Genomic DNA, 24,062 nt, shown 5'->3' on the forward strand with positions numbered 1-24,062 from the left:
GACCGTTTGTGCTGTCCGGCTTCGGCCCTGTTCGGGTGGACCGTGCCGGGGCGGTGGTCCGCCAAAGGCGGCGGAGGAAAATTTCTGATGATTCGGCGCTTTCCGGGCCGTGGCACTGAAGTGTCTGTGTCACGCGGCTCGGCCACGCCGGTTCCGGGGCCTGCTCGGCAGACCGCTCAGTGCCTGCGTACGGCGTACAGCTTGACGTACGAAGCACAGTGCGGCTTGGGAGACTCCCGGAAGAATGGTTGTCCCGGACGGGGACGATAAGCACCTCGCCATGGCTGGGGCAGGTGCAGACTTGAGGTTAACACTACCGGATCCAACAAACATTCCCCCTCTCGAAATCCGGCGACCGTGCGCCCCTACGCGTCGCCGTGGACGGCGCCGGTTTCGGCGACGGTGGTGGTGAGCGGCAGGACGCACGCCCCTCGGGCGTCGAGGTCCAGCCGGTTGGCGGCCCAGCCCTCGCCCGCGAGGTGGGCCACCTTGTCGGCACTGGCCTCGTCGGCCAGGGCCAGAACCGTGGGTCCGGCGCCGGAGATGACCGCCGGGACGCCGTCGGCCCGCAGTCGCTCGACCAGGGCCGCGCTCTCCGGCATGGCGGGCGCCCGGTACTCCTGGTGCAGCCGGTCCTCGGTGGCGGGCAGCAGCAGCTCGGGGCGCCTGGTCAGGGCTTCCACGAGGAGGGCCGCCCGGCCCGCGTTGGTGGCTGCGTCGACGTGCGGGACGGTGCGCGGGAGCAGTCCGCGCGCCGTCTCCGTCAGAAGCGGCTTTCCGGGAACGAAAACCACCGGAACGATGGAATCGTCGGGATCCATCCTGATCGCCCGCGCGGCACCGCCCTCCATCCAGGAGAGCGTGAAGCCGCCGAGCAGACAGGCCGCGACGTTGTCGGGGTGGCCCTCGATCTCCGTGGCCAGTTCGAGCAGCGCGGCGTCGTCGAGCCGGTTGTCGCCGCCTATGGTCACGGCGCGGGCGGCGACGATGCCGGCGCAGATGGCGGCGGAGGAGGAGCCGAGGCCGCGGCCGTGCGGAATGCGGTTGGCGCACACGATCTCGAGACCGCGGGGCTGCCCGCCCAGCAGATCGAAGGCGGTGCGCAGGGACCGTACGAGGAGGTGCTTCTCGTCACGCGGGAGGTTCTCGCTGCCCTCCCCCGCGATGTCGACGTGCAGGCCGGAGTCGGCCACCCGGACGACCACGTCGTCGTAGAGCCCCAGCGACAGGCCCAGGGCGTCGAAGCCCGGGCCGAGATTGGCGCTGGTGGCGGGGACGCGCACCCGTACGGCGGCGGCGCGGAACGCTGGACCGGCCATCGCTCGATGACTCTCCTTGAGCTGCGAGATTGACGATTGTCGAATGACATTCGATACATGCGAGGAACCCTGGGCCGCTCGAGACGGCGCGGCGCCGCACCCTTGCGGGGCATATGCGGCGGGCGGGTTCACTACAGCCTATCGAAGGTAGGTTCTGTGGCGACATAGGGCGCACAGGCGGCGCACGATGCGTGTCGTAAGCCCCCCGTGCACCCCCTGTCGGGTCCTGTCAGGGTTATCCCCCGAGAATCGGCGTCTACGCGCGACTCCCAGGCCTTTCCGAACGGCTGGACGAGAGAATACGCGAGCGCTACGCGAGACCGAGGCGCTCGGCCGCCGTCGCCGAGTCCACCGGGACCGTGACGGGCTGCGGGGCGCCCGCGACGGCCCAGTCGGGGTCCTTCAGGCCGTTGCCGGTGACCGTGCAGACGATGGTCTGGCCCGGGTCGACCTTGCCGTTCTCGGCGGCCTTCAGCAGACCGGCCACGGAGGCGGCGGAGGCGGGCTCCACGAAGACACCCTCCTGCGCGGCCAACAGCCGGTAGGCGCGCAGGATCTCACGGTCCGTCACCTCGTCGATGAAGCCGCCCGACTCGTCCCGCGCGGCCAGGGCGTACTGCCAGGACGCGGGGTTGCCGATACGGATCGCGGTGGCGATCGTCGACGGGTCCTTGACGACCTCGCCGCGCACGATCGGCGCCGAGCCGGAGGCCTGGAAGCCCCACATGCGGGGCGTCCTGGCGGCGATGCCGTCGGCGGCGTACTCCTTGTAGCCCTTCCAGTACGCCGTGATGTTGCCCGCGTTGCCCACCGGCAGGACGTGGATGTCGGGGGCGTCACCGAGCATGTCCACGATCTCGAAGGCGGCGGTCTTCTGGCCCTCGATACGCACCGGGTTGACCGAATTGACCAGCGCCACCGGGTAGTTGTCGCTCAATTCACGCGCGAGGGTGAGGCAGTCGTCGAAGTTGCCGTCGACCTGGAGGATCTTCGCACCGTGCACCAGGGCCTGGCCCATCTTGCCCAGCGCGATCTTGCCCCGCGGGACGAGCACGGCCGAGACCATGCCCGCGCGGACGGCGTAGGCGGCCGCCGAGGCAGAGGTGTTGCCCGTGGAGGCACAGATGACGGCCTTCGCGCCCTCTTCCTTCGCCCGGGTGATGGCCATGGTCATACCGCGGTCCTTGAAGGACCCGGTCGGGTTGGCGCCCTCCACCTTGAGGTGGACCTCGCAGCCCGTGCGCTCGGAGAGCACCTGCGCGGGCACGAGGGGCGTGCCGCCCTCGCGGAGCGTCACGACCGGCGTGCTGTCGGAGACGGGCAGCCGGTCCCGGTACTCCTCGATGATTCCGCGCCACTGGTGGGTCATTGCTGGTTACTCTCCTTCAACCCGCATGATGCTGGCGACACCCCGCACGGTGTCGAGGTTGCGCAGCGCCTCGACGGTCCCGCTGAGGGAGGCGTCGGAGGCACGGTGAGTGACGACGACGAGAGAGGCCTCGCCGTCCTTGCCCTGCTGCCGAACGGTATCGATCGACACCCCGTGCTCAGCGAACACGGTCGCCACCTGGGCGAGAACTCCCGGTTTGTCGGCGACGTCGAGGCTGATGTGGTAGCGCGTGACGACCTCGCCCATGGGCGAGACCGGCAGGGCGGCGTAGGCGGACTCGCCGGGTCCGGTGGCGCCCGCGAGCCGGTTGCGGCACACGGCCACGAGGTCGCCGAGCACGGCGGAGGCGGTGGGGGCACCGCCCGCGCCCGGCCCGTAGAACATCAGCTGACCGGCGGCGTCCGACTCCACGAACACGGCGTTGTACGCGCCGCGCACGGAGGCGAGGGGGTGGGTCAGCGGAATCATCGCGGGGTGCACGCGCGCGGTGACGGAACCGCCGTCCGCGGCCCGCTCGCAGATGGCGAGCAGCTTGATGGTGCAGCCCATGTTCCTGGCGGAGGCGAAGTCGGCCGCCGTCACCTCGGTCATGCCCTCGCGGTACACGTCGTCGAGGCGGACACGCGAGTGGAAGGCGATACCGGCGAGGATCGCGGCCTTGGCGGCGGCGTCGAACCCTTCGACATCGGCGGTCGGGTCGGCCTCCGCATATCCCAGGGCGGTGGCCTCGTCGAGAGCCTCCTGATATCCCGCGCCCGTGCTGTCCATCTTGTCGAGGATGAAATTGGTCGTCCCGTTGACGATGCCCATCACCCGGTTGATCTTGTCGCCGGCGAGGGACTCGCGCAGCGGCCGGATCAGCGGGATGGCACCGGCGACGGCGGCCTCGTAGTAGAGGTCCGCGTCGTGGTCGCCGGCGGCGGCGTGCAGCGCGGCGCCCTCCTGGGCGAGGAGGGCCTTGTTGGCGGAGACGACGGAGGCGCCGTACTCGAACGCGGTGGTGATGAGGGAGCGGGCGGGCTCGATACCCCCGATGACCTCGACGACGACGTCGATGTCGCCCCGTTTGACGAGCGCGGTGGCGTCGGTGGTGACGAGGGCGGGGTCGATGCCCTCACGGACCCTGGAGGGCCGCCGGACGGCCACTCCGGCGAGTTCGACGGGGGCACCGATCCGGGCCGCGAGGTCATCGGCGTGCGTCGTCATGATGCGCGCCACCTCTGAGCCGACAACCCCACAGCCCAGCAGCGCCACCTTCAGCGGACGCGTACGCATCATCCGACCTCGTTTCCTCACATACCGAATACGGTGGGACCAGTCTCACTCACCGGACGGGAGTTTCTATCCCTCGTCCGGATCGTGAGACATCTATTTCATTTTCTCAGGGCCCGAAGACGGAGATCTTTCGGCCTGGAGTTCCTTTTGTGCGTGTACGCGGGTCATCCGACGTCGAGACGGAGAAGATCCTCCTCCGTCTCCCGCCGGACGATGACCCGGGCCTCTCCCTCATTGACGGCGACGACCGGCGGGCGCAGCACGTGGTTGTAGTTGCTCGCCATCGAACGGCAGTACGCGCCGGTGGCCGGTACGGCGATCAGGTCACCCGGTGCCAGGTCCGCCGGCAGGAACGCGTCCTTGACCACGATGTCCCCGCTCTCGCAGTGCTTGCCGACCACGCGGGCGAGCATCGGCTCGGCGTCGGACGTACGGGAGACGAGCGCGACGCTGTACTCGGCGTCGTACAACGCGGTCCGGATGTTGTCGGACATGCCGCCGTCCACGGAGACATAGGTCCGCAGCCCGTCCAGCGGCTTGGTGGTGCCGACCTCGTAGAGCGTGAAGGCGGTCGGCCCGACGATGGCGCGGCCGGGCTCGACGGAGATCCTGGGCGTGCGCAGCTTGGCGCTCTCGCACTCCCGGTTGACGATCTCGGTGAGCGCCTTGGCGATCTCGTGCGGCTCGCGGGGGTCGTCGTCGCTGGTGTAGGCGATGCCGAGGCCGCCCCCGAGGTCGATCTCGGGCAGCTCGACGCCGTGCTCGTCACGGATCTCCTTGAGCAACCCGACGACGCGGTGGGCGGCGACCTCGAAGCCGGAGGTGTCGAAGATCTGCGACCCGATATGGCTGTGCACACCGATGAGTTCGAGCCCGTCGAGCTTGAGGGCCCGCCGCACGGCCTCCGCGGCCTGCCCACCCGCGAGCGGAATCCCGAACTTCTGGTCCTCGTGCGCGGTGGCGATGAACTCGTGCGTGTGTGCCTCGACGCCGACGGTGACGCGGATCTGCACCTTCTGCCGCTTGCCGAGCGACTGGGCGATGTGCGCGACCCGCACGATCTCCTGGAAGGAGTCGAGCACGATACGGCCGACGCCGGCCTCGATGGCACGGTGGATCTCGTCGGTGGACTTGTTGTTGCCGTGGAAGGCGATGCGGTCGGCGGGCATCCCGGCGGAGAGGGCGGTGGCGAGCTCGCCGCCCGAGCAGACGTCGAGGTTGAGCCCCTCCTCGTGCAGCCAGCGGACGATCGCGCGGGAGAGGAACGCCTTGCCCGCGTAGAAGACGTCGGCGTCCTGCCCGAACGCCGTGCGCCAGGCACGCGCCCGGGCCCGGAAGTCGGCCTCGTCGACGAAGTACGCCGGCGTACCGAACTCCTCCGCGAGCGCCTTCACATCGATCCCGCCCACGCTGACGACTCCGTCGGCCGTACGGGTGACGGTCTGCGCCCACACCTTCGGGTCGAGCGTGTTCAGGTCGGCGGGCGGGGCGGCGTAGTGCCCCTCGGGAAGGACGTCGGCGTGACGGGGCCCGGCGGGATGTGCGGAACGGCTCATGTCTGTACGGCTTTCTCGTGTCTCTCTGGGCTCTGCGGGCGGGGCTTCGCGCTATGGCTTCGGCTTCGCGCTTGGGCCTTGGGCCTTGGGCCTTGGGCTTTGGGCTTTGGGCTGTGAGCTTTGGGCTTTGGGCTCCGCCGGCTCGTTCAGAGGTATTCGGGTGCGTCGATGCCGAGCAGGGACAGGCCGCCGGCCAGCACCGTCCCGGCGGCTTCGGCGAGCGCCAGCCGGGCCCGGTGGGCGGCCGAGGGTTTCTCGTCGCCGCGCGGCAGCACCGTGTGCTGGAAGGCGAGCAGGGCGTCGGCGATGACGACCAGGTGCCGGGCGAGACGATCGGGAGCGCGGTGCGTGGCCGCTCGGGCGAGGGTGGAGGGGTATTCGGTGAGGGCGGTGATGAGGGGGGTGGGGATGTCGGGGGTGGCGATGGGGGTCGTGGTGGTGATGGGGGTGGTTGCGGCGTTCCGGATCCCCGGGGTGCGGGCGGTCTGCTGGATGCCCGGGGTGTCGGCGGTGTGCTGAATGCCCGGGGCGTCAGGGGTGTCCAGGTTGCCCGGGGTGCCGGTGAAGCCGAGGGCCGCCGCGTTGCGGGTGAGTGCGCGGGCTCGGGCGTGGGCGTAACGGACCCGGAAGAGGGGGTTGCCGGCGCGCTGCACGAGGAGGTCCGCGGTGATCCGGGGGCGGTCGTGTGCGGCCGGGTGCAGGAGGGCCCAGCGGAGGGCGTCGGGACCGAGGGGGGCGGGGTCTTCCGGGGCGGGGACGGGGCGGAGGTCGACGGGTTCGTCGGACTCACCGGGCCGGCTGGGTCCGCCGGAGCGGCCGGTTCGGCCGATCCGCCCGGCCTTGTTGGGCTCGTCGCGCCAGTCGGGGTCGTCGGACCGGGCGTGGTGGACCTCGACGCGACCGCCCTGGCTGGCGACGATCCGTACGAGCGCGTCGGCGACGACCTCGGCGCGGATGTCGTACGGGATCCGCAGCCGGACGACCTGCCCGGCGAGGGTGTCGCTGTGGCCGTACGGGAGGGGGTGCGTGCCTTGCCCGTCCCCGGCGCCCTGGGCCCCTTGGACTTCTTGGGCTCCTTCGCCGCCTTCGCCGTGTTCGGCTCCTCGGATCCGGCGTACGAGGGCGGTGACGGCGGCCCGGTCGAGGTGAATGTTGAGGAACCCGGGCCCGGTGATCTCGACGGAGGCGACGCCTTCGGTCCTGCTGAGGTGGGGCCGCAGTATCTCGGCGATCTGCAACGGCGGCCGCCCCGCGGGCCGGGCCAGCTGCAACGCGATGTTCGTCGCGTAGTCCCCGCTCCCACCGGGCCCCGGCGGAGTGACCACGGCCCGTGCGGGCACCGCCACGCTCAGCTCCCCCTCGTCCACAGCACGACGCACCGCGCGCAGCACGGTGCGGGAGAGCTCGACGGGGGTCACGGGGACAAGCGTAGGGGAGGAGGGGGGTGGGTATGCGAGCCGGTTTACCGCGGGGTCCGGGATGTGGACGGCGCCGGTGGCGGCGACGGGACACCGAGACGGACGGCGGGTACGCCGGGAGCCGTGCCGCCAGGGGGGGGAGGGCTGGATCCACGCGCGGCGAGGGCGGGGCGGAGGGGAGGGGAGGGGAGGGGAGGGTGCGCAGGCGGAGGCTCGGTGAAGGGGAGTCGGACCACGCGGGGCATGCCGCCAGGCGGAGCCAGACTGCGAAGCCTTGTCCTGGATCCAACCCCCGCGTCCTGAGAGCTCAGTGCTGAGCTCTCGGCGCTGAGTGTCGGATGCTCGGGTCCGGGGTCTCCCCGGAGGACTCCCGGCATTGGGGATGGCGGTCAGCCACCAGTACGGCCGACGCGCTGGGCACGATCCGTGTGCTCGCTCCCGCTTCCCGCCCCGCCGACTGGGGCACTGGCGGGGGAGGGGACGGGTGCAGGCCCACCGGCGCCGACGCCGAACGGCGCGGCATCGTCACTCCCGGTCTCCCGCCGTTCCACCAACTGCCTTACCAGCGCGATGAGTTCGGTCGGTTCGAAGGGCTTGGCAAGGAAGGCGTCGACGCCGACGTCGAGCGCGGCCTCGACCTCGTACTGACTGCAGGCGCTGACGATGGCGAGCGGAAGGCGCCGGGTCCGGGGGTCACCGCGGAGCCGGGCGGCGGTGCGGAGGCCGTCCAGCCGAGGCATCACCACGTCGAGAGTGATGAGGTCGGGCCGCACCTGATGAACGACGTCCAGACACTCGGCACCATCGGCCGCGGTCACCACCTCGAAGCCCTCCAGCTCGAGGTTGACCCTGATCAGCTGCCGGATGACCTTGTTGTCGTCCACAACAAGCACCCGACCGGACGCGCCTGGCACAACTCGAGAGTAGGTCCGCACCCACCGCCGCGTCCGGGTTTTCCCCACTTCCGCCCCCTGCGGGCGGTCTCCCCCAGCTCAGCCCCGTCCTCCGCCCACAAAACCCGTTCATGATCTCCCTCGGAGAGCTGGTAGGGTTCTACCCGTCGCCGCCGAACAAGGCGCCCGACACGCCCCCGTAGCTCAGGGGATAGAGCAACGGCCTCCGGAGCCGTGTGCGCAGGTTCGAATCCTGCCGGGGGCACTCCGGATTAAGGCGCTGAACTGCAGAAATGCAGATCAGCGCCTTTCTTGTGCATGCCAAAACTGCAACGGCCAACTTGGCCGTGATCGCCCGACGCCCTGGGACGCTGATCTGGGGCTTCACAGCACCGAACCGGCGAATTCCCATTTGTCCGATCCCATGGAATCGCTCCGAGCGGGACATGCGTGGGGCGAACGTGAATAAGCGAAGCTCCTGTAAGAGAAGCCCCTCTCCTCACCTGCCTGTTTGCAGCCAAGACGGCGAGAAGCGCACCCGGCGCAGCAGGCCGTTTCGCTTTCCTGGGTCGGAGTTCGCATCGGTCGCGCTCAGGGGGTCATTACTGCAGCCCGCCTGGACCGGCCAATGTTCCGGCTGGAGCTGATCGCGCAGGTTAACCCCTGGATCAGCTGGGGCAGTTCATGGCAGAGGATGCCTTCGGCAAGTACCTGCTGACGTCGCCGACCCGGTGAGAGATACTGCGGAAGGTTCCGACTGACGATCATGCACTGAGCTGGGGGAAACAGTGGCGGGCGGGAACGATCCTTACGCACGGGAGCTCGCGCGGCAGGCCAGAGAACGGGAGCGAGTTCGGAAGGCCGCCGAGGCCGAGGCCAAGCGGAAGGCCCGTGAGGAGAAGCTCGCCCATGAAGCGGCCCGCGCCCAGGAAGCCGTCGACCGGACCAGCGTTGCCGAGAACGATGCCGAGCAACTCTCCAAGCTGTTACGGACAGCCGTACTGGAGGGACAACCGCTGACGTTCGATCGGCTGAAGCAGGAGTTTGTTCCCTCCTTGTTCGTGCCACCCAAGGGACGTACGAAAGCCGCACCCGTGCCGCGCTGGGAGGAGTACGAGCCGGAGGCACCGCGGGGGCTGCTCAGCGCTCTCGGTTTCGTGCGGGCGGCTACGACGCCGAGGTCGAAGCCGCCCGCAAGCGGTTCGACAGAGCACTGCGAGACCATGCGCGCGACGAAAAGAAGCGCGTCGAGAAGCTGGAAAAGGCTCGCGCCCAACACGAGGAGCGCAACCAGGAAGAAGCCACCCGGGTCGAGGCATGGAATACCGACCTCGAACAGCGACGAAGCGCGTACCGGGACAGAGACGTGGAGGCCGTCGAGTGGTTCGCCGACCAGGTCTTGGCCGCCTCCGTGTACCCGCACGGCTTCCCCAAGGCCCACCAGGTCTCGTACCAGGCGGATACGGGTGACCTTCTGGTTGAGATCGACCTGCCACTGGAGGGCGTGGTCCCAGCGGCACGCTCATACCGGTACGTGAAGACGCGTGACGAGATCACGCCTGTTCCGCGTCCGGAGAAAGAGCGCAAGGAGTTGTACGCGTCAGTCCTGGCTCAAACAGCTCTGCGCACCGTGCACGAACTCTTTGCCGCCGACACCGACGGCGTGATCCAGTCCATCGCTTTGAACGGGCATGTGGCCACCATCGACCGCGCCACCGGGCGGGACGTCCACCCGTGCTTGATCACACTCCAGACAGACCGGGACGAGTTCAGTCAGCTGGTCCTGACCCAAGTGGATCCACGGGCCTGCCTGAAACGACTGCGGTCACTGATCTCGCCGAACCCGTACGAATTGGAGCCGGTGCGGCCGCTCGTCACGTTCGACCTGTCCAAGTTCCGCATCATGGACAGCCTGGACGTCGTGGCGGGCCTGGACAGCCGCCCCGTACTGATCGACCTGACACCCACGGAGTTCGAGCACCTCATTAGGCAACTGTTCGAAGCCATCGGTCTGGACAGCGTGAACACCCAGCCCTCGAAGGACGAGGGTGTGGATGCGGTCGCCATGAACACTGACCCCGTGATGAAGGGCCTGTGCATCATCCAGGCCAAACGCACCAAGAACGTGGTCCCGTTCGAGACCGTCTCCGCACTCGCCGGCGTCGTGGAACACAAGCGGGCTGCCAAAGGCATCCTGGTGACAACCTCTTGGTTCGGCCGAGCCAGCGAGGCATTCGCCAACGAACACGGGCGCCTCGAACTCCTCGACGGAGCCAACCTGGTGCACCTGTTCAAGGAGCACATGAACCTCGATGTCATCCCGGGGCCGGTGCCTCCGAAACGACGCCCCAAGTAGGGGTCGAGCACCAGCCACGGTGTGGGACATCTCTACACCTCGCTACTGACGTACGCCCCGTACCCGGAAAAGTTGCTCCGGCTCCGGGGCAAGCCGCCCGCACCGGGCCCCTTCCCGCGCTCCTCCGTACCTGGTGAGCGTCACCGGATCGGAAACTCGGACTGTTGACCGCGACGAGTCAGCGAATGCACGCGTTCTTTGGGCTCTATCGGTACTCGTTGAGCAGCGCCTCGATGCGCTGGTTAGCGACCGCTTGTCGTCCATACAGACACTTGGCGTATCGGGTCATGAGGACCTCGACGCTGTTGCCAGCGCGTTCGGCGACCTCGGTGGGATCTACTCCGGCATTCAGCCAGGTAGACAGGGCCGAGTGGCGGAGGTCGTACGGGCGGGCCGCGAGCGGTGAGTCCGCCACATCCGGCGGGAGGGCAAGGTCACGGGCTTCATGCCAGACGCCGTAGTAGGTGCTGGAGCCTACGATGCCGCCGTGCTCGTTGAAGAACAGCCGTCCGTCCTCCGCAGTGCCGAAGGTCTGGATGCTCTCTCGCCACAGCATCACCAGCTCGGGCGGCAGCGGCACCGGTCGGGTGTCGCCCGGCGGGCGGCTCTTCAGACCGCGCTCGTCATGGAGACGTCCGGTGTCGGTCCACTTCTTGCCTGCCTGGGGTCGAGTGACGTGCAGGATCGCCCTGCCCCAACCCTCCGTAGGCAGAACGCAGTCCGGCAGGCACACTGCAACCGCCTCCGCAGGCCGCAATCCGGCGTAGTACATGCCAGCGAACAAGCCGACCAACCGCCGTCCGCGGGCACGCCGGTAGCCACCGACGTACGAGAGAGCGCACAGCAGGGAGCGCGCCTGGGTAGGGTTGGCGACTACCCGTGGGTCGACCTGCTTTACGGTCTTGGTGATCCGCCAGTTGATGGGGGCCATCGGGTCGGTGCGGAGTCCGCCTTGCTCGATCGCGTACCGCACTGCGTTCACGAGGGTCATGCGCTTGTGTCTCTGGGTCTCGGCGGCTGCGATCATGCCGTCCTGTTTCAGCTGCAGGGCTTGCATCACCGCCCGCATGACGACCGGGTCCATCAAGTCGACCAAGGGGCGTGACGCCCTCTCCACCCAGCGCAGAGCAAGCCGCACGTCGGCGGGCGCCGTACGCGGGTCCGGCCGGGGCACGACGAACGCCCAGTCCCGCAGCGCCTGCCGCAGCAACTCGTCATTGGGGCGGCCTCGCACGTTCCGGAGCATCGCCTGGGTGATCGCGCACAGTGCATCGTTGGTCTCGTTGCGGGTTTTCGCCGCGACCTGCGGCCAGCGCATCTCCAGATAGCCGAGCGCAAAGTCATACCAGCTGGTGGAGACCGAGCCGTGGCTTGTCCCCGCAGAGACCGACTCGTCAGCGGCGCCCAGTCGGACCGCTCGGACCAGCGCGGCGCCGAGCTCGTCCGCTAGCGCCCTGACTTCCGTCGCACTTCCCGCGGAAGTGCCTCTGCCGGCCCGCGCCGCGATCACGGTCTTGCCACCACTTCTCCGTCTGGGAACGCCGTGTGTCTGCGATCCCGAACTCCTCATGACGTCCACCACCTCTCTGGCCAGGGGACACTTTGGGCTCAGGTTGAGTGGGGCCCTCGGCTTCCTCGCTGTGCATGCCAGGTAACGCACAAGTCAACAAAGCGAGCCATCCGGGATCTCTCTGCAAGGTGGGACTCCGACGCCCACAGAGAGGATGAGGGGTAGGATGAGTAGCATGAGTGAGCCTACCGGCAAGTATTCCATCACTATGCCGCGCGACATCGCCGAGGCCGCCAAGGCCCGTAGCGGCCCCTCCGGACTGTCCGCCTACGTGGCCGCCGCCGTGGCCCGTCAGATCGAACGCGACAATCTGAACGAGCTCATCCAGGTCGCCGAGGCCGAACACGGGCCCGTCACGGACGAGGAGATCCAGACTCTCCGCGACCAGCTCCACCAGGCCCGACAGGAGCAGACACAGGACGGGGCGAACGCCGCGTGACCCGCTCTCCCGCCGTCCCCGGTGGCACCCTCGTCCTGGACAGCGAAGGGCTGGCCAAGGCCGTGCTACGCGATCGCACAGTCACCGGCTGGCTCGCCCTCGCACGCACCGACGACCTGCGCGTGATCACCTCTGCGGCAACCCTCGTCGAGGTGGTCCACCCCCGAATCAACCGGCCGGCCCTGGAGTGGACGTTGTCCCGCCTTGTCGTCGAACCGGTCACCGAGCCGATCGCCCGCCACGCCGCCGCTCTCCTCGCCGACGCCGGCCTGCACGGCCACAAATACGCTATCGACGCCATGCTCAGCGCCACTGCCCTCGCCGCCCCCGACCCAGTCACGATCCTGACCTCCGACCCGGAGGACCTCACCGCCCTCTGCAGCGGACACGCCACCGTCATCAAGATTTGACCAGCACCCAAAAGTAGGTTGCGAACAAGGATTCGATAATGCAGGGCGCTCGTTGAACGGCTACGCAGACCACAAGAAGAAACGGGTGCCAATCCGCAAAACAGATGACTCCTCGGTCTCGCATGTACCAGAATCCTTCTCAACTACGACCGCGAGCTGAAGAGTTCGCGGCACCCGGTTGAGAGTGGTGATTACGGCGTCTCGGTGGTACAAGTGCGACCTTCAGGTCGCGACGCCCGCACACGAGTTTCGGTTGCCGGCTGGAAGTAGCTTTGACTTCTCCTCGCCGGAAGATCGTGCCGACTTCGCGGATCGTTATATGACCCGCCTGCGTGAACAGGGCATCGAAGTGATCGCCCTCGCCGACCACAACACCGGCGACTGGCTACCGGACATGCAGGCCGCGGGAGACCGCCACGGTGTCGTGGTCTTCCCCGGTGTCGAAGTTACGACCGCTTCTGGCGCCGATGGAGCACACCTCATCCTCATCGGTGATCTCGATCGAACGGCGCGGGACATCGACACGCTACTCGCCCAAACGTGCGGGTTCAATGACGACCACCCCCGCTTCAACCCTGCAACCAATCAGCCCGCATCAGCAGGGCACACCCTCTGCCAGATCCTTGATGATCTACCGGACCAGTGGCTTGCGATCGCTCCCCATGCCCTCACGGACAACGGCATCGCGTCTGAGAAGACACTCAAAGGCGACCTCCGCTGGAAAGCTCTGCACCACGACAGGCTCGGCGCAATCGACCCCGGCAACGTCCAGCCCGAACGCTTGCGGTCCGGATCTTGGAATGCACGGTTCCTCAGCCGCGCTCTCGACCATCTACCGTGCCTGAGTCGCCTGCCCTTCGTCGCCACATCCGACGCTTACTGCCTGGAGCATTTGGGACGTAGGTTCACCTGGATCAGGATGGACCAGCCCTCGAAAGAGGCCCTGCGTCAAGCCTTCCTCGACCACGAAGCGCGCATCATCCCCAGCTGGGATGCACGTCTTACGGCAAACCCGGATCCCAACGTCGTCGACCATGCGTGGGTCGAACGGGTCAACCTGGGTGGCATTCTCGGCAACTCGGCGACACCCCTCGATGTGTCATTCGACCCTCGGCTGAACGTCGTGATCGGAGGGCGCGGATCGGGCAAGTCGACACTCGTGGCGGCACTGCGTCAGCTGTACGGGCGTCTGGACGGACTGCCTCCCGGTATCGAGCAGGAGGCACGCGCCTTCGTTGAAGGCGTCTTCAGCGCAGCCGAGTTGTCCGCCGACCATCGCATTGCGATCTCTCGGGAGCAGCACACGGCGAGATGGACATTCTCCAGCGGCTCCCAGACACCACTCGCCGACCGACCGCTTCCCACGCGTTTTCCCATGCGTATCTTCAGTCAGAAGGAGCTCTTTGAACGTACGGCGCACGACCGTCATGATCGATTCGCGGCTTCGCGGCACCTGTTCAGCCTGGTCGATGATGCCCTGAAGGCAAACGCCGACTCTCCCGACGCGTACGAGACAGAGTTGGAGTCAGCACTGACCAACTGTCTGACCAGCGTGGCCGAGCGACTCAATGCCGAATCCCGCCTATCTCAGCGCCCCGCTCTCGAGGCACGGCACACAGAGCTGTCGAAGCAGGTTGCCGCCTTCGGTGACACCGAAAGCCAAGGCAAGCGCCATGCGAGTGAAGCAGTCGTAAGGGAGCACGCGCAGCTCGCGGCGACAACGTCACGGTTCAACCAGGCTCTCGACGAGTTGCTGGCCGCTGCCGCAAAGCGTTTGAGATCCGCACTCCCGACCTCCTCGTCACCGCCGACCGAGGCAGTCGCTCCCTTCTACGCCGAACTTGAGCAGATTCGTACTCAGCTGGAGAACCGCCTGCAGGCGATCGTCACCGAGGCGATCCACGTTCTCGACGCTGCCCGCGCGAATCAGCAAAGAGGAGAGTGGGCATCAACCGTCGCCGCAGCAGAGCAGGAGATCCTTGATTTCCAGGAGCGAATGAACCACCTGGGGATCGATCCAACGGGGTATCTCACCCTCACTGAGGCATTGAACGGGGTCTCTGAGAACCTACGTTCTCTCGAAGACACCGCCCGCGTACTCAACGGACTCCGAGAGGCCGAAGAATCAGCCTGGGCCGAATTGCAGAACGTTCACGAGCGTCGTCGCCGCCGCCGCGAAAGGCTCTTGCTCGAGGTGGAACACCGCAGCGGCTCCCTGCGCTTCGAGATCATTCCCTATGGGAATGCCAGCGGCTGGTGCAGAGAGGTCCGTGAACTCCTTGGCATCCGTTCTGACGGCTACGTCGAGGATGTTCCCGCTCTCGCCACATGGCTTTGGGAGGGTCCATCAGAGTCCCAATCAGATCGCCTGGCCCTCTGGCGGTGCAGCGTCCTCAATGGAGCGTTTGGAGAGATAAAACAACTGGTCAGCTGCAAGGCCGGCTGGTGGAACAAGCTCACGAAACTCGAACCGACGCAACGTATCCGCCTCGCCATGATCTGCCCCGACGATGTGGTGATCATGTACTTCCTGCGCGACGGCGGGAAACGAGAGAGCTCACGCGACTGGCAACCCGTCACCACCGGCTCTCCTGGACAGCGGAGCGCCGCGATGTTGAGCTTCGTACTCCACCACGGCACCGAACCGCTCGTACTCGATCAACCAGAGGACGACCTCGACACGGCATGGATCTCTCAGCTCATCGTCCCGGAGATCCGCAAGAGTCGCTGGAAGCGCCAGGTCATCGTCATCACACACAACGCCAACATCCCTGTCAATGCCGACGCCGAGCGCGTTATCGTACTTGATAACGACGGGACCTCCATCCGCGTAAAGACCAGCACAGAGCAGAAAACCGTTGGCGCTCTGCAAGAGGTCGAGCACTCAGGCCCTATCGAAGTAACCCGCGTGCGACGAGATATCCAAGACATCCTCGAAGGCGGGACTGAAGCCTTCATGTCACGCGAACGGCGCTACAACAATGAACTGAACACCTATCGGGCAGCGCTTCGGGGCTGAACCGAAGAGAAGCAGTCACGCTCACGTGAACACCTGGCAAGCGTGGCCGCATCGGTTCGTCGCCTCATCGGCGTCCCGCTCCTCGAGAAAACCGTACGGGTGCCTCCCACGCTGTGTGTCCCTTCCGCCCCGAGCACGCCCGGTTGAAGCACCGCCAGTACCAGGCTCCATTACCTCGGCGACGCAAGTCCACGTCATCCCCCTTGCACGCGCCGCACCGGGGCGGTCTCGCAAAGTCCTCAGCATGCTCGTGAGCGAGGATCTTGCGGGCGAAGTGGCCGCCCTTGATCGTCAGCATGACCTCGCGCGAGCGACTCTGCGACAGGGAGTTGAGGCTGCCGAGCAGGACTGTGTGTTCGTCGATGACGACGATCTTCTGATGCATGACGTTGACTGAGACGACGGTCGGCACGACTTTCCGCAACTCCCTGACCAGATCGGTCTGCTTCTTCTGACCAGTGTCGTAGGGGTCGCGGACGAAGACCGTCACCCGGACTCCCCTGCGTACGGCGTCTTCCAGTACCGGCAGCAGGCCGATCAGTCGCTTCGCAGTCCAGGGGGACCAGATCCACAGCGATGTTCGGGCCTCGGCGAGGCAGTCAGCGAAGGTGTCGTAGAAGGAGATCTCGTCGTCAATATCGGAGACCTCGACGTGGCGGGAGAGTACATCCGCGAGGCGGGAGCTGAACTGGCCCAGGTCTGGTGGAACTTGGGCGTTGGGGGCGATGAGCCTGGTTGCAGGGACGGAACGGGCACGCTGTGTACGGATAAGCTCCGCCAACACTCCCATGGGGGTGTCTTCACCTGCGGCCAGGATGCGGCTTCGACTTCCGATGACGTACAGCCTGGTCTGTACGCGAGTGACCGCAACGTTGAAGAGTCGCACGCCGTTACGCGCCCAAGTCGTCGCCTCTGGAGAACGGGAGGCGTGGGCCATCCAAAAACCGTCACCGTAGTCGTCCTCCACCATGTCGAAGACCACCACAGGGAACTCGCGGCCCTGGAAGCGGTGAGCAGTGCCCACTTCGGCCAGCCGGCCCCCGTCGCTGCCTTCGATATCGCGGAGGGCCTCCAAGGTGGCCTCCGCCTGCACGGGGTATGGCGTGACCACCCCGGCCGTCTCGCCCTCTTCATCATGCAAATCGATCAACGCCCGCGCGAGCAGGGAACCGGCTGGCCACCACCCTTTGCGGCGGCCGGTTCGGCGCGCTTGGGCCAGGCTTTGCAATCCGTCGGTGTCGATGATCACGATTTCGGGGTCGTCCGGCTTCCGCAGCGCGGCGCGCCGCTCGACGCCAGGGCCGGGTTTCAGGACACCGTCGTACGCCAGGGCATTGGCGAGGCCCATCACGTCGTGGCCGAAGCGGTGCTGGACGTCGAGGACAACACAGCCCTGGTGGTTCACGGCGGCTGCCGGAGAGTCGATGCCGAAGTGTTCGAAGACGTCGCGCAGGATCCAGCGCGCGACATCGGGGCGTTTCTCCGCGTCCAGTTTCGGGAGGACGGGTCCAAGCTGCATGAAGTCGCCGAGCAGTACGGCGGTGGTCTTGGCCTTGCCCACCGCGAGGAGAACTTCGGGTAGCGTCGCCGCGCCGGCCTCGTCGATCAGGACGACGTCGTACTCGCCCTCGAAGACCGCCTTGGTGGTGCGGAACCTGGCAAGTGTGGTCGCCACGACCTTCGCGCCACGGATGATCTCCCCTTGGGCGTCCCGAGCGAGCTTGTCGTACTGTTCCTGCAACTCGCGATGGCGGCGTTCCAGGGAAGGTCGGTTCTTCTCGTCCGCAGCGACCTGGGGCCTCAACCCCGATGCCACTGAGTTGCGTTGCGGGTGGCCGAGACGAACCGCCTCCGCTACGCGTGCTTCCGCCGCCTTCGACAGGCCTAGCTCCTTGTCGAGGGGGAGGAGCCGTGCGCTGAGTGCGTCCGCGGTGCGCCGAGTGTCCTGGAGATCTGTCTCCAGGACACGCAAGGACTGCTGTCTGCGCGCGATCTCCTCCTTGCTGAAGGGAATCGTCGCCCGGAGATCGGCGATCTGCTGCCTCAACTGCTCGTGGGCGCGTGCGAGCACATCACGGGCATTTGCTGCCTTCTGCTTCGCGTCCTCGGCTGCTTGATGCGTCTTCTCCACGTCAGACCGGGCCGTCGCGAGATCCTGCTTAGCCCGGCGCTTCGCGAAGCCCTTGAGCTGTTCCAGGTCATTGAGTCGCTGCTCCGCAGCATCACGCCTGCCCTCGGCGAGCAGAGCCTTCCCCTCCAAGCCGGTCACGGCCTCCCGCATCTCGGCGAACTGCGCCTGTACATCGTCATGCGCCGTCCAATCGGCCTGCGCCTGCTCCGTCGCGCGCACCTCGTCGACTGCCGTCGCTCTTGCCTGTTCGAGTTGCGCGATGCGCTCTCCTGCGGAATGCACCTCGTGGCGAACCTGGTCGCGTACTCGCGTCAGGGCCTCGCAGGTGCGGGCGGGATCATCGAGACGGGCGCGATCTGCCTCATACGCCACGGCGTCGAAACCCGTAAGACTCCGATCCAGATCCTTCAGGCGACGTGCCCGCTCCCGTGCGTCAACGAGCTGCGCAGCCACAGCCCGGCGCTGTTCGTCGGCGTCTGCGAGCCGCTCGCGGACCATCAGCGTCAGACAGACACTCGCGTCCTCGGCGACTTCACGCAGGTGCGGCGGCCCCACCCGGACGATCTCGCCGTCGGCGTGCCGCCGCTCCTTCACCACGCCCCATAGAGCGTTGTCCACGGCGATGTTGGTCGCCGAGACCAGCAGAATTCGCTTGCCCCGCGCAGTGAGATCGCCGATGGACCGCTTGAGAACCGTTGTCTTTCCCGTGCCGGGCGGCCCCCAGACCAGCCACAGTCCCTCGCCCGTGCAGGCACGGTAGGCGCGATCCTGCGCCGGCAAGAGCACGCCCAGCGGCGCTCCGGTCGGCGCGAGCTTTCCCGCCCCCGCTTCCCCCCGTGCCATGAGGTGTGCCAGCGGGGCGTTGGTCAACGCAGCCATGCCCTCCCGAAGGGCCTTCACCAGGAACCCGGTGGGCTGCGGTTTCATCCATAGATGAGGGTCGCGGGGATCCGCGAACTCAGCGACACGCACGCGCAGCGCCGTACCGTCCTTGAACACGTCGAGCACAGCGTGGCCCGCGTCGATCCCGCTCTCATCCGGCCCTGCCAGCCTCAAACTGTCGCCTTGAAGCTGGTCCGTCGCTATGTCGGAACCTCGCACGTCGACGACATATTCTCCAGACTTTTGGCCCTTGACTGCCCGTCCCAGGGCTCGCCAACGCGGCTCTCGCGCTGGCACACCCTCGTGCGCCACCCAGGCGTCCAGCGCCGTGACGACTTCTTCCTGCCAGCCCACATTCCCCCGATACCTCAGCGCCACCCAGATCTTGATCTGTACTACCAAAAGAGCCAAGGTGATGACCACGAGAGATCCCGCCAAGGTCGACCTGATCGCCTACACCGACATCACGGCCGGGCAGGAGCAACCCCGCCCGTCCACCACACACCACAGGCCACCATCTCGGCTAAGCAATCCCGACAGAGCGCAGATTTAGGGCATTTCCAATCCGTGGGCTATTTGTGGGACGGCGGGCCTGACGACTTGTCAGCCATGGTGCTGAACTGGGAAAACGCTTGGGAAGCCCACGTCCTCCGGAGCCGTGTGCGCAGGTTCGAATCCTGCCGGGGGCACTCGCCAGACCACCTACGAAAAGTGTTAGGTGACCTGCGCGGATGCCGACAGAAGAGGGCGGGAGTCAGTCTCACTGACTCCCGCCCTCTCTCGTTGTCTCTCAGCGTTCGCGACACACCTCCGACACACTTCGAGACCCGGTGACGTACGACTGCCCGTGGTTTCGGCACATTCGGGGGGACCGAGCTCCATGGACACTCGCCTCGCTGCGGGACGGTCCACGTGGCCTCCGAGCAGGCCAGGACAATATCCCGCAGCCTACGTAGGCTGAACACATGGACCTCCGGTCATCCCCATACACCCCGGGTGCCGGCGTTGAGCCAGCCGTCCTTGCGGGCTGCGAAGAAATTCTTGATCGATTCGACGTGGCTCTGGACCGATTGGAGGCGGGGAAGTCGGCGCATACTCCCCTAATCACAGGGTCGCGAGGCTCAGGGAAAACTGTTCTGTTCAACACTCTGCTGCGTAGGGCCAGGGATCGCGGGTGGTTTGTGGGAGCAGAGGAAGCTCTCCCAGGCACCCCACTCTCCGCGTTGATTGCGATCCTGTCCCAGGATGTCCTGATGCAGATGAGTTCGCGACACCGATTTGCCGAGCGCGTAAAGAGAGCGCTCGGGATACTCAAAGCATTCTCAGCAGTCTCCGTCGCAGGCGTGAGCCTCGAAATTAACACTGAAGCGGTCACCGGAACCGCGGATACAGGAATCCTTGAACTCGATCTGCGTCGTCTCTTCGTAGAGATTGGAGAGATAGCAAAGCTGCAATCGATAGGGGTTATATTCGCCTTGGACGAGGCCCATACTCTTGACAGAGACGACTTCTCTATTATCGATTCAGCACTTCATGGGACAGCACAGCGTCAATTGCCGGTTGCTTTCTTGGGAGCGGGACTTTTCCCATCGTGGCAGCCGTCAGGGAATGAAGAACTTGATCCGTCAATCACTTCTTCTTATGCAGCTCGAAGCGACACTCTGAGTTATGTGCGCCTTGATCCACTTAGCTTCCGCGAAGCTCGTGCTGCACTTCTAGCACCCGCGGAGAGTGAAGGAGTCTCGTTCACCGAGGAGGCCCTTAACGAGACAATTCAGTTCTGCCAAGGAAACCCATGGCTTATCCAGTTCACGGGAGAGGCAGCTTGGGAAGTCGCGAAGGAGTCTCCGGTAACTGCAAATGTCATGCGTGAGGCCCTGAGGCAGGTCCAAGACCGGCTAGACCAGTCCTTCTTCCCCCGACTACTTCGAAATTGCAACGCGGATGAGATAAAAATTCTTGCTGGTATAGCCGAGGCTGGCGGTCGAGACGTGCAGGCTCCCTGCATCCCTCGACCCGAAGAGTGTTCCGAGAAAGAATTCAACCGAACGATCGCCAATCTTGCCAGACAAGATCTCCTAGTGATCAAATACCGGCGCAGGCCTTTGCGCGATAATTTCAGCCTGACCTTGTCAGTTCCACGGCTGACTGAATACCTAAAGGGACCCTAGAGGGGCCCAGAGTGGCCCCTCTAGGACGGGTTGCTATGTCGAGTCACCCTCCTCTCTCAAGGCTTTCGCGATCTTAGAATTGGCGGCTTCTTCATGACCGTCAATACAGCCGTGGTAACGGCGGTGGATTACCTCTGGAGAATTTCCGACGCGGCGGGCCACCTCAGCGATGGGTACACCGGCGTTCAGCCAACGCGTGATGCATGCTCCCTTACCTCCCTACTTACAGGGATGCGCCATGTCTTCGACCCTCAAGGAGACTGGATCTCTTTCGCCCAGGCGAATCTGCAGATCGAAACCGAGGTGGTTCGCTACAAGCAAGCCTTGGATGAGTACGGCGACGAAGCCGCCGCCCCAGGAATTCTTGCCGTACGCGTGGAGAACATCGCCGCAGTGGAGACAGGCACCTGGGCCCAGCGCCTCCCCCGCCCTGCCGCCCCAAGCACGAGCAGCGGCAGCAGCGGGTGAGTGTCTAACTGCGTGACAACGCCAACGAACACCGGCGGACGATCGCGCACACCAGCGGACGATCAGCGCAGCTCAGAGCCGCTCCGGACCAAGGCAGCGCCCCTACCTAAGTTGCTTCGGGACAAAGCAGTCCCTGCCCCATGGCGCTCAACGCATCCAGCCCGCACGGGAAGAGCGGCCGGCGCAGTGCCCGGCCGCGGCCAACTGAGGGCCCCTGCGACACAGCTCCGACACACTTTGTGTCCCCGTGTCGCGACGGACTGGCTCCCGCGCAGGTCAGAGGGGGTGCAGGGCTCGATCGACGCAATCACTCCGGAGCCGTGTGCGCAGGTTCGAATCCTGCCGGGGGCACTCGCCTGCGCGGCATAAGTGCAGGTCAGTGTGCTTTTGAAGCAACTCGACAGCTGAGGTTCAGTCAGGTTTTCCTGACTGACCCTCAGCTGTTCCGCTTTTGCGCAGGTCGGGGCCGGTCCGGGTTTCCGCGCAGGTGGGTACCCCGGGGGTGCCCAGGACATGGGAACGCTGCTTTCGCGCGTCTTGACGCGCTGATTTATGCGCTCGGACCCGAGGGGCGGGGCGGTGACTCTGTGTTGCCGTCTGGTTCCTTGTTGCGTTCCGCGGAGCCGTGGTGCGTGTGCAGCCATGCGAGGACCTGGCGGATGGCTTCACCCTGCCTCTTCGCCAGCTGCTCACCTTCGGGCCCATCCACAACGACGTACTCGATGACGACCTTGGGCGGTTCTCTCCGACTCACTCTCCATACCCTGCACCGTGGCGATGCCCGCTCGCGGGAGGTGGAAGAGTCGCGGCGCTTCGGGACCGCATTGATGCCGACAGGATGGTCTGCGACCGCAGGGGTTTCGTTGTACGACGGTGGCCAATCTGGCGGGAGGGATGCGAGACGCCGTCTGGATCACAGACCGTGTTCGTCCATCAGGCGCATCAGGTTTCGCTTACGTTTCTGGGCGGTGCGCAGGGCGGTGACGTAAACGGCGAACTCCTCCTCGGCGCCCAGGCGGCGGTGGCAGTCGCGGATGCTCAGCAGCAGGCCGACGAGCTGCTCGTAGACCGTGTTGCCGGTCTGCTTGGCCAGCGGCTCGGCCAGGCGCAGGTAGACGCTGAGCGCGTCGGCGGGGCGGGTGGCCCGCGCCTGGTCGGCAAGGGTGAGCCACTGCCCGTCATCGGCGCCGGTTCGGGTGGCGGCCTGCCAGGCTGCGTCGACGTCCTCGTCGTCAATCAGGGCGTCGACCAGGACGGGGCCGCCATAACAGCTCTGTTGCGGGCGCTCCGCGTCGGCACGCAGCAGGGCGAGGGCTCCCTCGCGCTCAGCCGGCCAGCTGTCCGCGGCCCGCGCGGCGGCGCGCAGCTGCTGGTATGCGAGAAGAGAGCGGCGGGCACCGAAATGGTCGCGGCGCAGGGCGAGGGCGTCGGCGAGCCGGCCCGCCTGCGCGTAGCGGTCGCAGAGATGGTCGACGAGGGCGGTGTCGACGGCGGAGAGTTCCCGGGCGTCGCGGATGCCGCGTTCCGCCCAGTCCAGGGCCTCGTCGGGGCGCCGGGCGGCATCCAGCTCTCGGGCGATGACCAGGTGCGTGTGGCCGTTGGGTGCGAGGTCGGCCGCGTGCACGGCGATCACCGTGTCGACGTCACCTCCGGCCTTGGCCAGACGCTCCATCAGGTACTTCTCCGCCCAGCCGCGGCGGTTGTTCCGCCACGCCTCGACTGCCGACTTCCGCAGGACGGTCATGCCTTCTTCTCCGAGGACATCGTCGTAGTCGAGCGGATCGACATCGGACAGGCCATCGTCGAGATCGCCGAGCGCATGGCCGACCAGCCAGCACGCGAGCTCCGCAGGGTCGGGGCGTGCCGCGCGGCACGCGTCGAGGTGGGCGGCTGCGAGGTCGGTACCGATCTGCCCGAGCCAGCCGTCGGAGTCGTCGACGCTCTCCACCGCCTCGGCCAGCAGCCGCATCGCCTCCCGCGCCAGGATGATCGCGTCGGCGGCCCGGCCCGAGCCGGTCAGCGCGCCGATCGCGGACACCGCCTGCCCGGCCTGGTCGGCGTAGGAGCGGGCATCGGCGTACTCGACGTACCCGTATTGCGCGAAGGGGCCGATGTCGAGCAGATCGCGGATACGGCCCCGGACCACGGCAAGGTCACCGCGGGCGCTCGCGGCCCGCAACTCCAGGCGCCGCCGCAACTGTCGGTCCTCGTCGATCTGTTCCTGCAGCAGAGCGAGCAGCTCGGCCTTGGACAGGGCGGACAGCCACCCGTCGAGGTCCTGCGCGCGCTCGCGGGCCGCCTTCCGCTGCCGCGGCAGGCTCTCCCGCTGGGCGAGCACCGTCAGGCCGAGGGCGACCAGGTGCTTGCAGAAGTTGCCTTCCAGGCCGTATGGGCAGTCGCACTCGCCGGACAGCCCGCCGGGCCCGTCCAGGGTCAGCTCCACCTCGTACCGTTCTGTGCCGTGGACGCTCGCGGTGACCCAGCCGTCACCGACCTCGACCCCGGACACCGCGTCGAGATACCCGAGGCCGCGCTCGAAGGAACGGGCACCGGCCAGCGTCTTGAGGTTCGCCTCGGTGAGGCCGCGCATGATTCTTGTCCGCCCTGCTGTGGTCGTGGAGTTGATACTCCGCCAGCCTAGGGAGCCCGAGAGCGCGAGCCGACAACTTCGGTGGGTTTGACCTCCAACTCGGCCGGTGCCAGGGGTCGTCGGCGGGTCACACTCCCCTCCCCCGGTCTCATGGAGTTCACGATCCTCGGCTGCC

At 66.6% G+C, this 24,062-nt stretch carries 15 protein-coding genes and 1 tRNA gene; 7 read left to right on the forward strand and 9 right to left on the reverse strand.

The window, feature by feature from the left end; genetic code table 11:
- Positions 1–365 precede the first annotated feature (365 nt).
- The 6 genes from thrB to JIX56_RS13780 all read right to left on the reverse strand — a co-directional run bounded on the left by thrB (position 366) and on the right by JIX56_RS13780 (position 7,851).
- Positions 366–1,319 (reverse strand): homoserine kinase, encoded by a 954-nt coding sequence (gene thrB, locus JIX56_RS13755; RefSeq protein WP_257540596.1) that lies wholly within the window; start codon positions 1,317–1,319, stop codon positions 366–368.
- Positions 1,320–1,629: 310 nt separating this feature from the next.
- Positions 1,630–2,688: a threonine synthase gene (thrC, locus tag JIX56_RS13760; protein WP_257540597.1), complete on the reverse strand. Its 1,059-nt coding sequence runs from the start codon at positions 2,686–2,688 to the stop codon at positions 1,630–1,632.
- A 6-nt stretch (positions 2,689–2,694) separates the two neighbouring features.
- Entirely contained in the window at positions 2,695–3,987 is a 1,293-nt protein-coding gene (locus JIX56_RS13765; RefSeq protein WP_257540599.1) for a homoserine dehydrogenase, read from the reverse strand.
- A gap of 161 nt (positions 3,988–4,148) precedes the next feature.
- Positions 4,149–5,540, reverse strand: coding sequence for a diaminopimelate decarboxylase (gene lysA / locus JIX56_RS13770; RefSeq protein WP_257540600.1), 1,392 nt, complete (start codon positions 5,538–5,540; stop codon positions 4,149–4,151).
- Positions 5,541–5,686: 146 nt separating this feature from the next.
- A complete protein-coding gene (gene nrtL, locus JIX56_RS13775) occupies positions 5,687–6,958 on the reverse strand; it encodes an ArgS-related anticodon-binding protein NrtL (RefSeq protein ID WP_257540602.1) in 1,272 nt (423 codons plus the stop codon).
- A 389-nt stretch (positions 6,959–7,347) separates the two neighbouring features.
- Positions 7,348–7,851 carry a response regulator gene (locus tag JIX56_RS13780; RefSeq protein WP_257550847.1) on the reverse strand — a complete coding sequence of 168 codons (504 nt, stop codon included), beginning with the start codon at positions 7,849–7,851 and terminating at the stop codon, positions 7,348–7,350.
- A gap of 193 nt (positions 7,852–8,044) precedes the next feature.
- Here JIX56_RS13780 and JIX56_RS13785 point away from each other — a divergent pair.
- Together JIX56_RS13785 and JIX56_RS13790 are read left to right on the forward strand one after the other, a co-directional pair.
- Positions 8,045–8,116 (forward strand) — tRNA-Arg (locus JIX56_RS13785).
- 1,101 nt (positions 8,117–9,217) lie between these two features.
- The gene (locus JIX56_RS13790) at positions 9,218–10,207 is read left to right on the forward strand and encodes a restriction endonuclease (RefSeq protein ID WP_257540604.1); all 990 of its coding nucleotides are present in this window, start codon (positions 9,218–9,220) and stop codon (positions 10,205–10,207) included.
- Between the two features lie 205 nt (positions 10,208–10,412).
- On the opposite strand, the gene JIX56_RS13795 is transcribed toward JIX56_RS13790, so the two are convergent.
- Positions 10,413–11,717, reverse strand: coding sequence for a tyrosine-type recombinase/integrase (locus JIX56_RS13795; protein WP_257540606.1), 1,305 nt, complete (start codon positions 11,715–11,717; stop codon positions 10,413–10,415).
- Positions 11,718–11,952: 235 nt separating this feature from the next.
- Here JIX56_RS13795 and JIX56_RS13800 point away from each other — a divergent pair, with 235 nt between their 5' ends.
- The 3 genes from JIX56_RS13800 (at position 11,953) to JIX56_RS13810 (ending at position 15,645) form a co-directional block, all read left to right on the forward strand.
- Positions 11,953–12,216 carry a CopG family transcriptional regulator gene (locus JIX56_RS13800; protein ID WP_257540608.1) on the forward strand — a complete coding sequence of 88 codons (264 nt, stop codon included), beginning with the start codon at positions 11,953–11,955 and terminating at the stop codon, positions 12,214–12,216.
- The gene (locus JIX56_RS13805; protein WP_257540609.1) at positions 12,213–12,626 is read left to right on the forward strand and encodes a PIN domain-containing protein; all 414 of its coding nucleotides are present in this window, start codon (positions 12,213–12,215) and stop codon (positions 12,624–12,626) included. The genes JIX56_RS13800 and JIX56_RS13805 overlap by 4 nt, the downstream gene beginning before the upstream one ends.
- Positions 12,627–12,813: 187 nt before the next feature.
- Positions 12,814–15,645: a TrlF family AAA-like ATPase gene (locus JIX56_RS13810; protein WP_443032036.1), complete on the forward strand. Its 2,832-nt coding sequence runs from the start codon at positions 12,814–12,816 to the stop codon at positions 15,643–15,645.
- 64 nt (positions 15,646–15,709) lie between these two features.
- On the opposite strand, the gene JIX56_RS13815 is transcribed toward JIX56_RS13810, so the two are convergent.
- Complete coding sequence (locus JIX56_RS13815; RefSeq protein ID WP_257540611.1) at positions 15,710–19,081, reverse strand: AAA domain-containing protein; 3,372 nt, start codon at positions 19,079–19,081, stop codon at positions 15,710–15,712.
- Positions 19,082–19,623: 542 nt separating this feature from the next.
- On the opposite strand from JIX56_RS13815, the gene JIX56_RS13820 reads away from it, so the two are divergent.
- Positions 19,624–20,829 carry an ATP-binding protein gene (locus JIX56_RS13820; RefSeq protein WP_257540613.1) on the forward strand — a complete coding sequence of 402 codons (1,206 nt, stop codon included), beginning with the start codon at positions 19,624–19,626 and terminating at the stop codon, positions 20,827–20,829.
- A gap of 93 nt (positions 20,830–20,922) precedes the next feature.
- Positions 20,923–21,297: a hypothetical protein gene (locus tag JIX56_RS47995; protein ID WP_443031814.1), complete on the forward strand. Its 375-nt coding sequence runs from the start codon at positions 20,923–20,925 to the stop codon at positions 21,295–21,297.
- 913 nt (positions 21,298–22,210) lie between these two features.
- On the opposite strand, the gene JIX56_RS13830 is transcribed toward JIX56_RS47995, so the two are convergent.
- Positions 22,211–23,887 carry an SWIM zinc finger family protein gene (locus JIX56_RS13830; protein WP_257540615.1) on the reverse strand — a complete coding sequence of 559 codons (1,677 nt, stop codon included), beginning with the start codon at positions 23,885–23,887 and terminating at the stop codon, positions 22,211–22,213.
- Positions 23,888–24,062 lie beyond the last annotated feature (175 nt).

This window comes from Streptomyces sp. CA-210063 (assembly GCF_024612015.1).
Lineage (GTDB): Bacteria > Actinomycetota > Actinomycetes > Streptomycetales > Streptomycetaceae > Streptomyces.

Excerpts from the sequence above, each read along its gene's own strand:
- JIX56_RS13800 (WP_257540608.1), top strand. The coding sequence starts at position 11,953 with ATGAGTGAGCCTACCGGCAAGTATTCCATCACTATGCCGCGCGACATC.
- thrC (WP_257540597.1), bottom strand. The coding sequence starts at position 2,688 with ATGACCCACCAGTGGCGCGGAATCATCGAGGAGTACCGGGACCGGCTG.
- JIX56_RS13830 (WP_257540615.1), bottom strand. The coding sequence starts at position 23,887 with ATGCGCGGCCTCACCGAGGCGAACCTCAAGACGCTGGCCGGTGCCCGT.
- lysA (WP_257540600.1), bottom strand. The coding sequence starts at position 5,540 with ATGAGCCGTTCCGCACATCCCGCCGGGCCCCGTCACGCCGACGTCCTT.
- JIX56_RS13765 (WP_257540599.1), bottom strand. The coding sequence starts at position 3,987 with ATGATGCGTACGCGTCCGCTGAAGGTGGCGCTGCTGGGCTGTGGGGTT.
- thrB (WP_257540596.1), bottom strand. The coding sequence starts at position 1,319 with ATGGCCGGTCCAGCGTTCCGCGCCGCCGCCGTACGGGTGCGCGTCCCC.
- JIX56_RS13820 (WP_257540613.1), top strand. The coding sequence starts at position 19,624 with ATGGACCTCCGGTCATCCCCATACACCCCGGGTGCCGGCGTTGAGCCA.
- JIX56_RS47995 (WP_443031814.1), top strand. The coding sequence starts at position 20,923 with ATGACCGTCAATACAGCCGTGGTAACGGCGGTGGATTACCTCTGGAGA.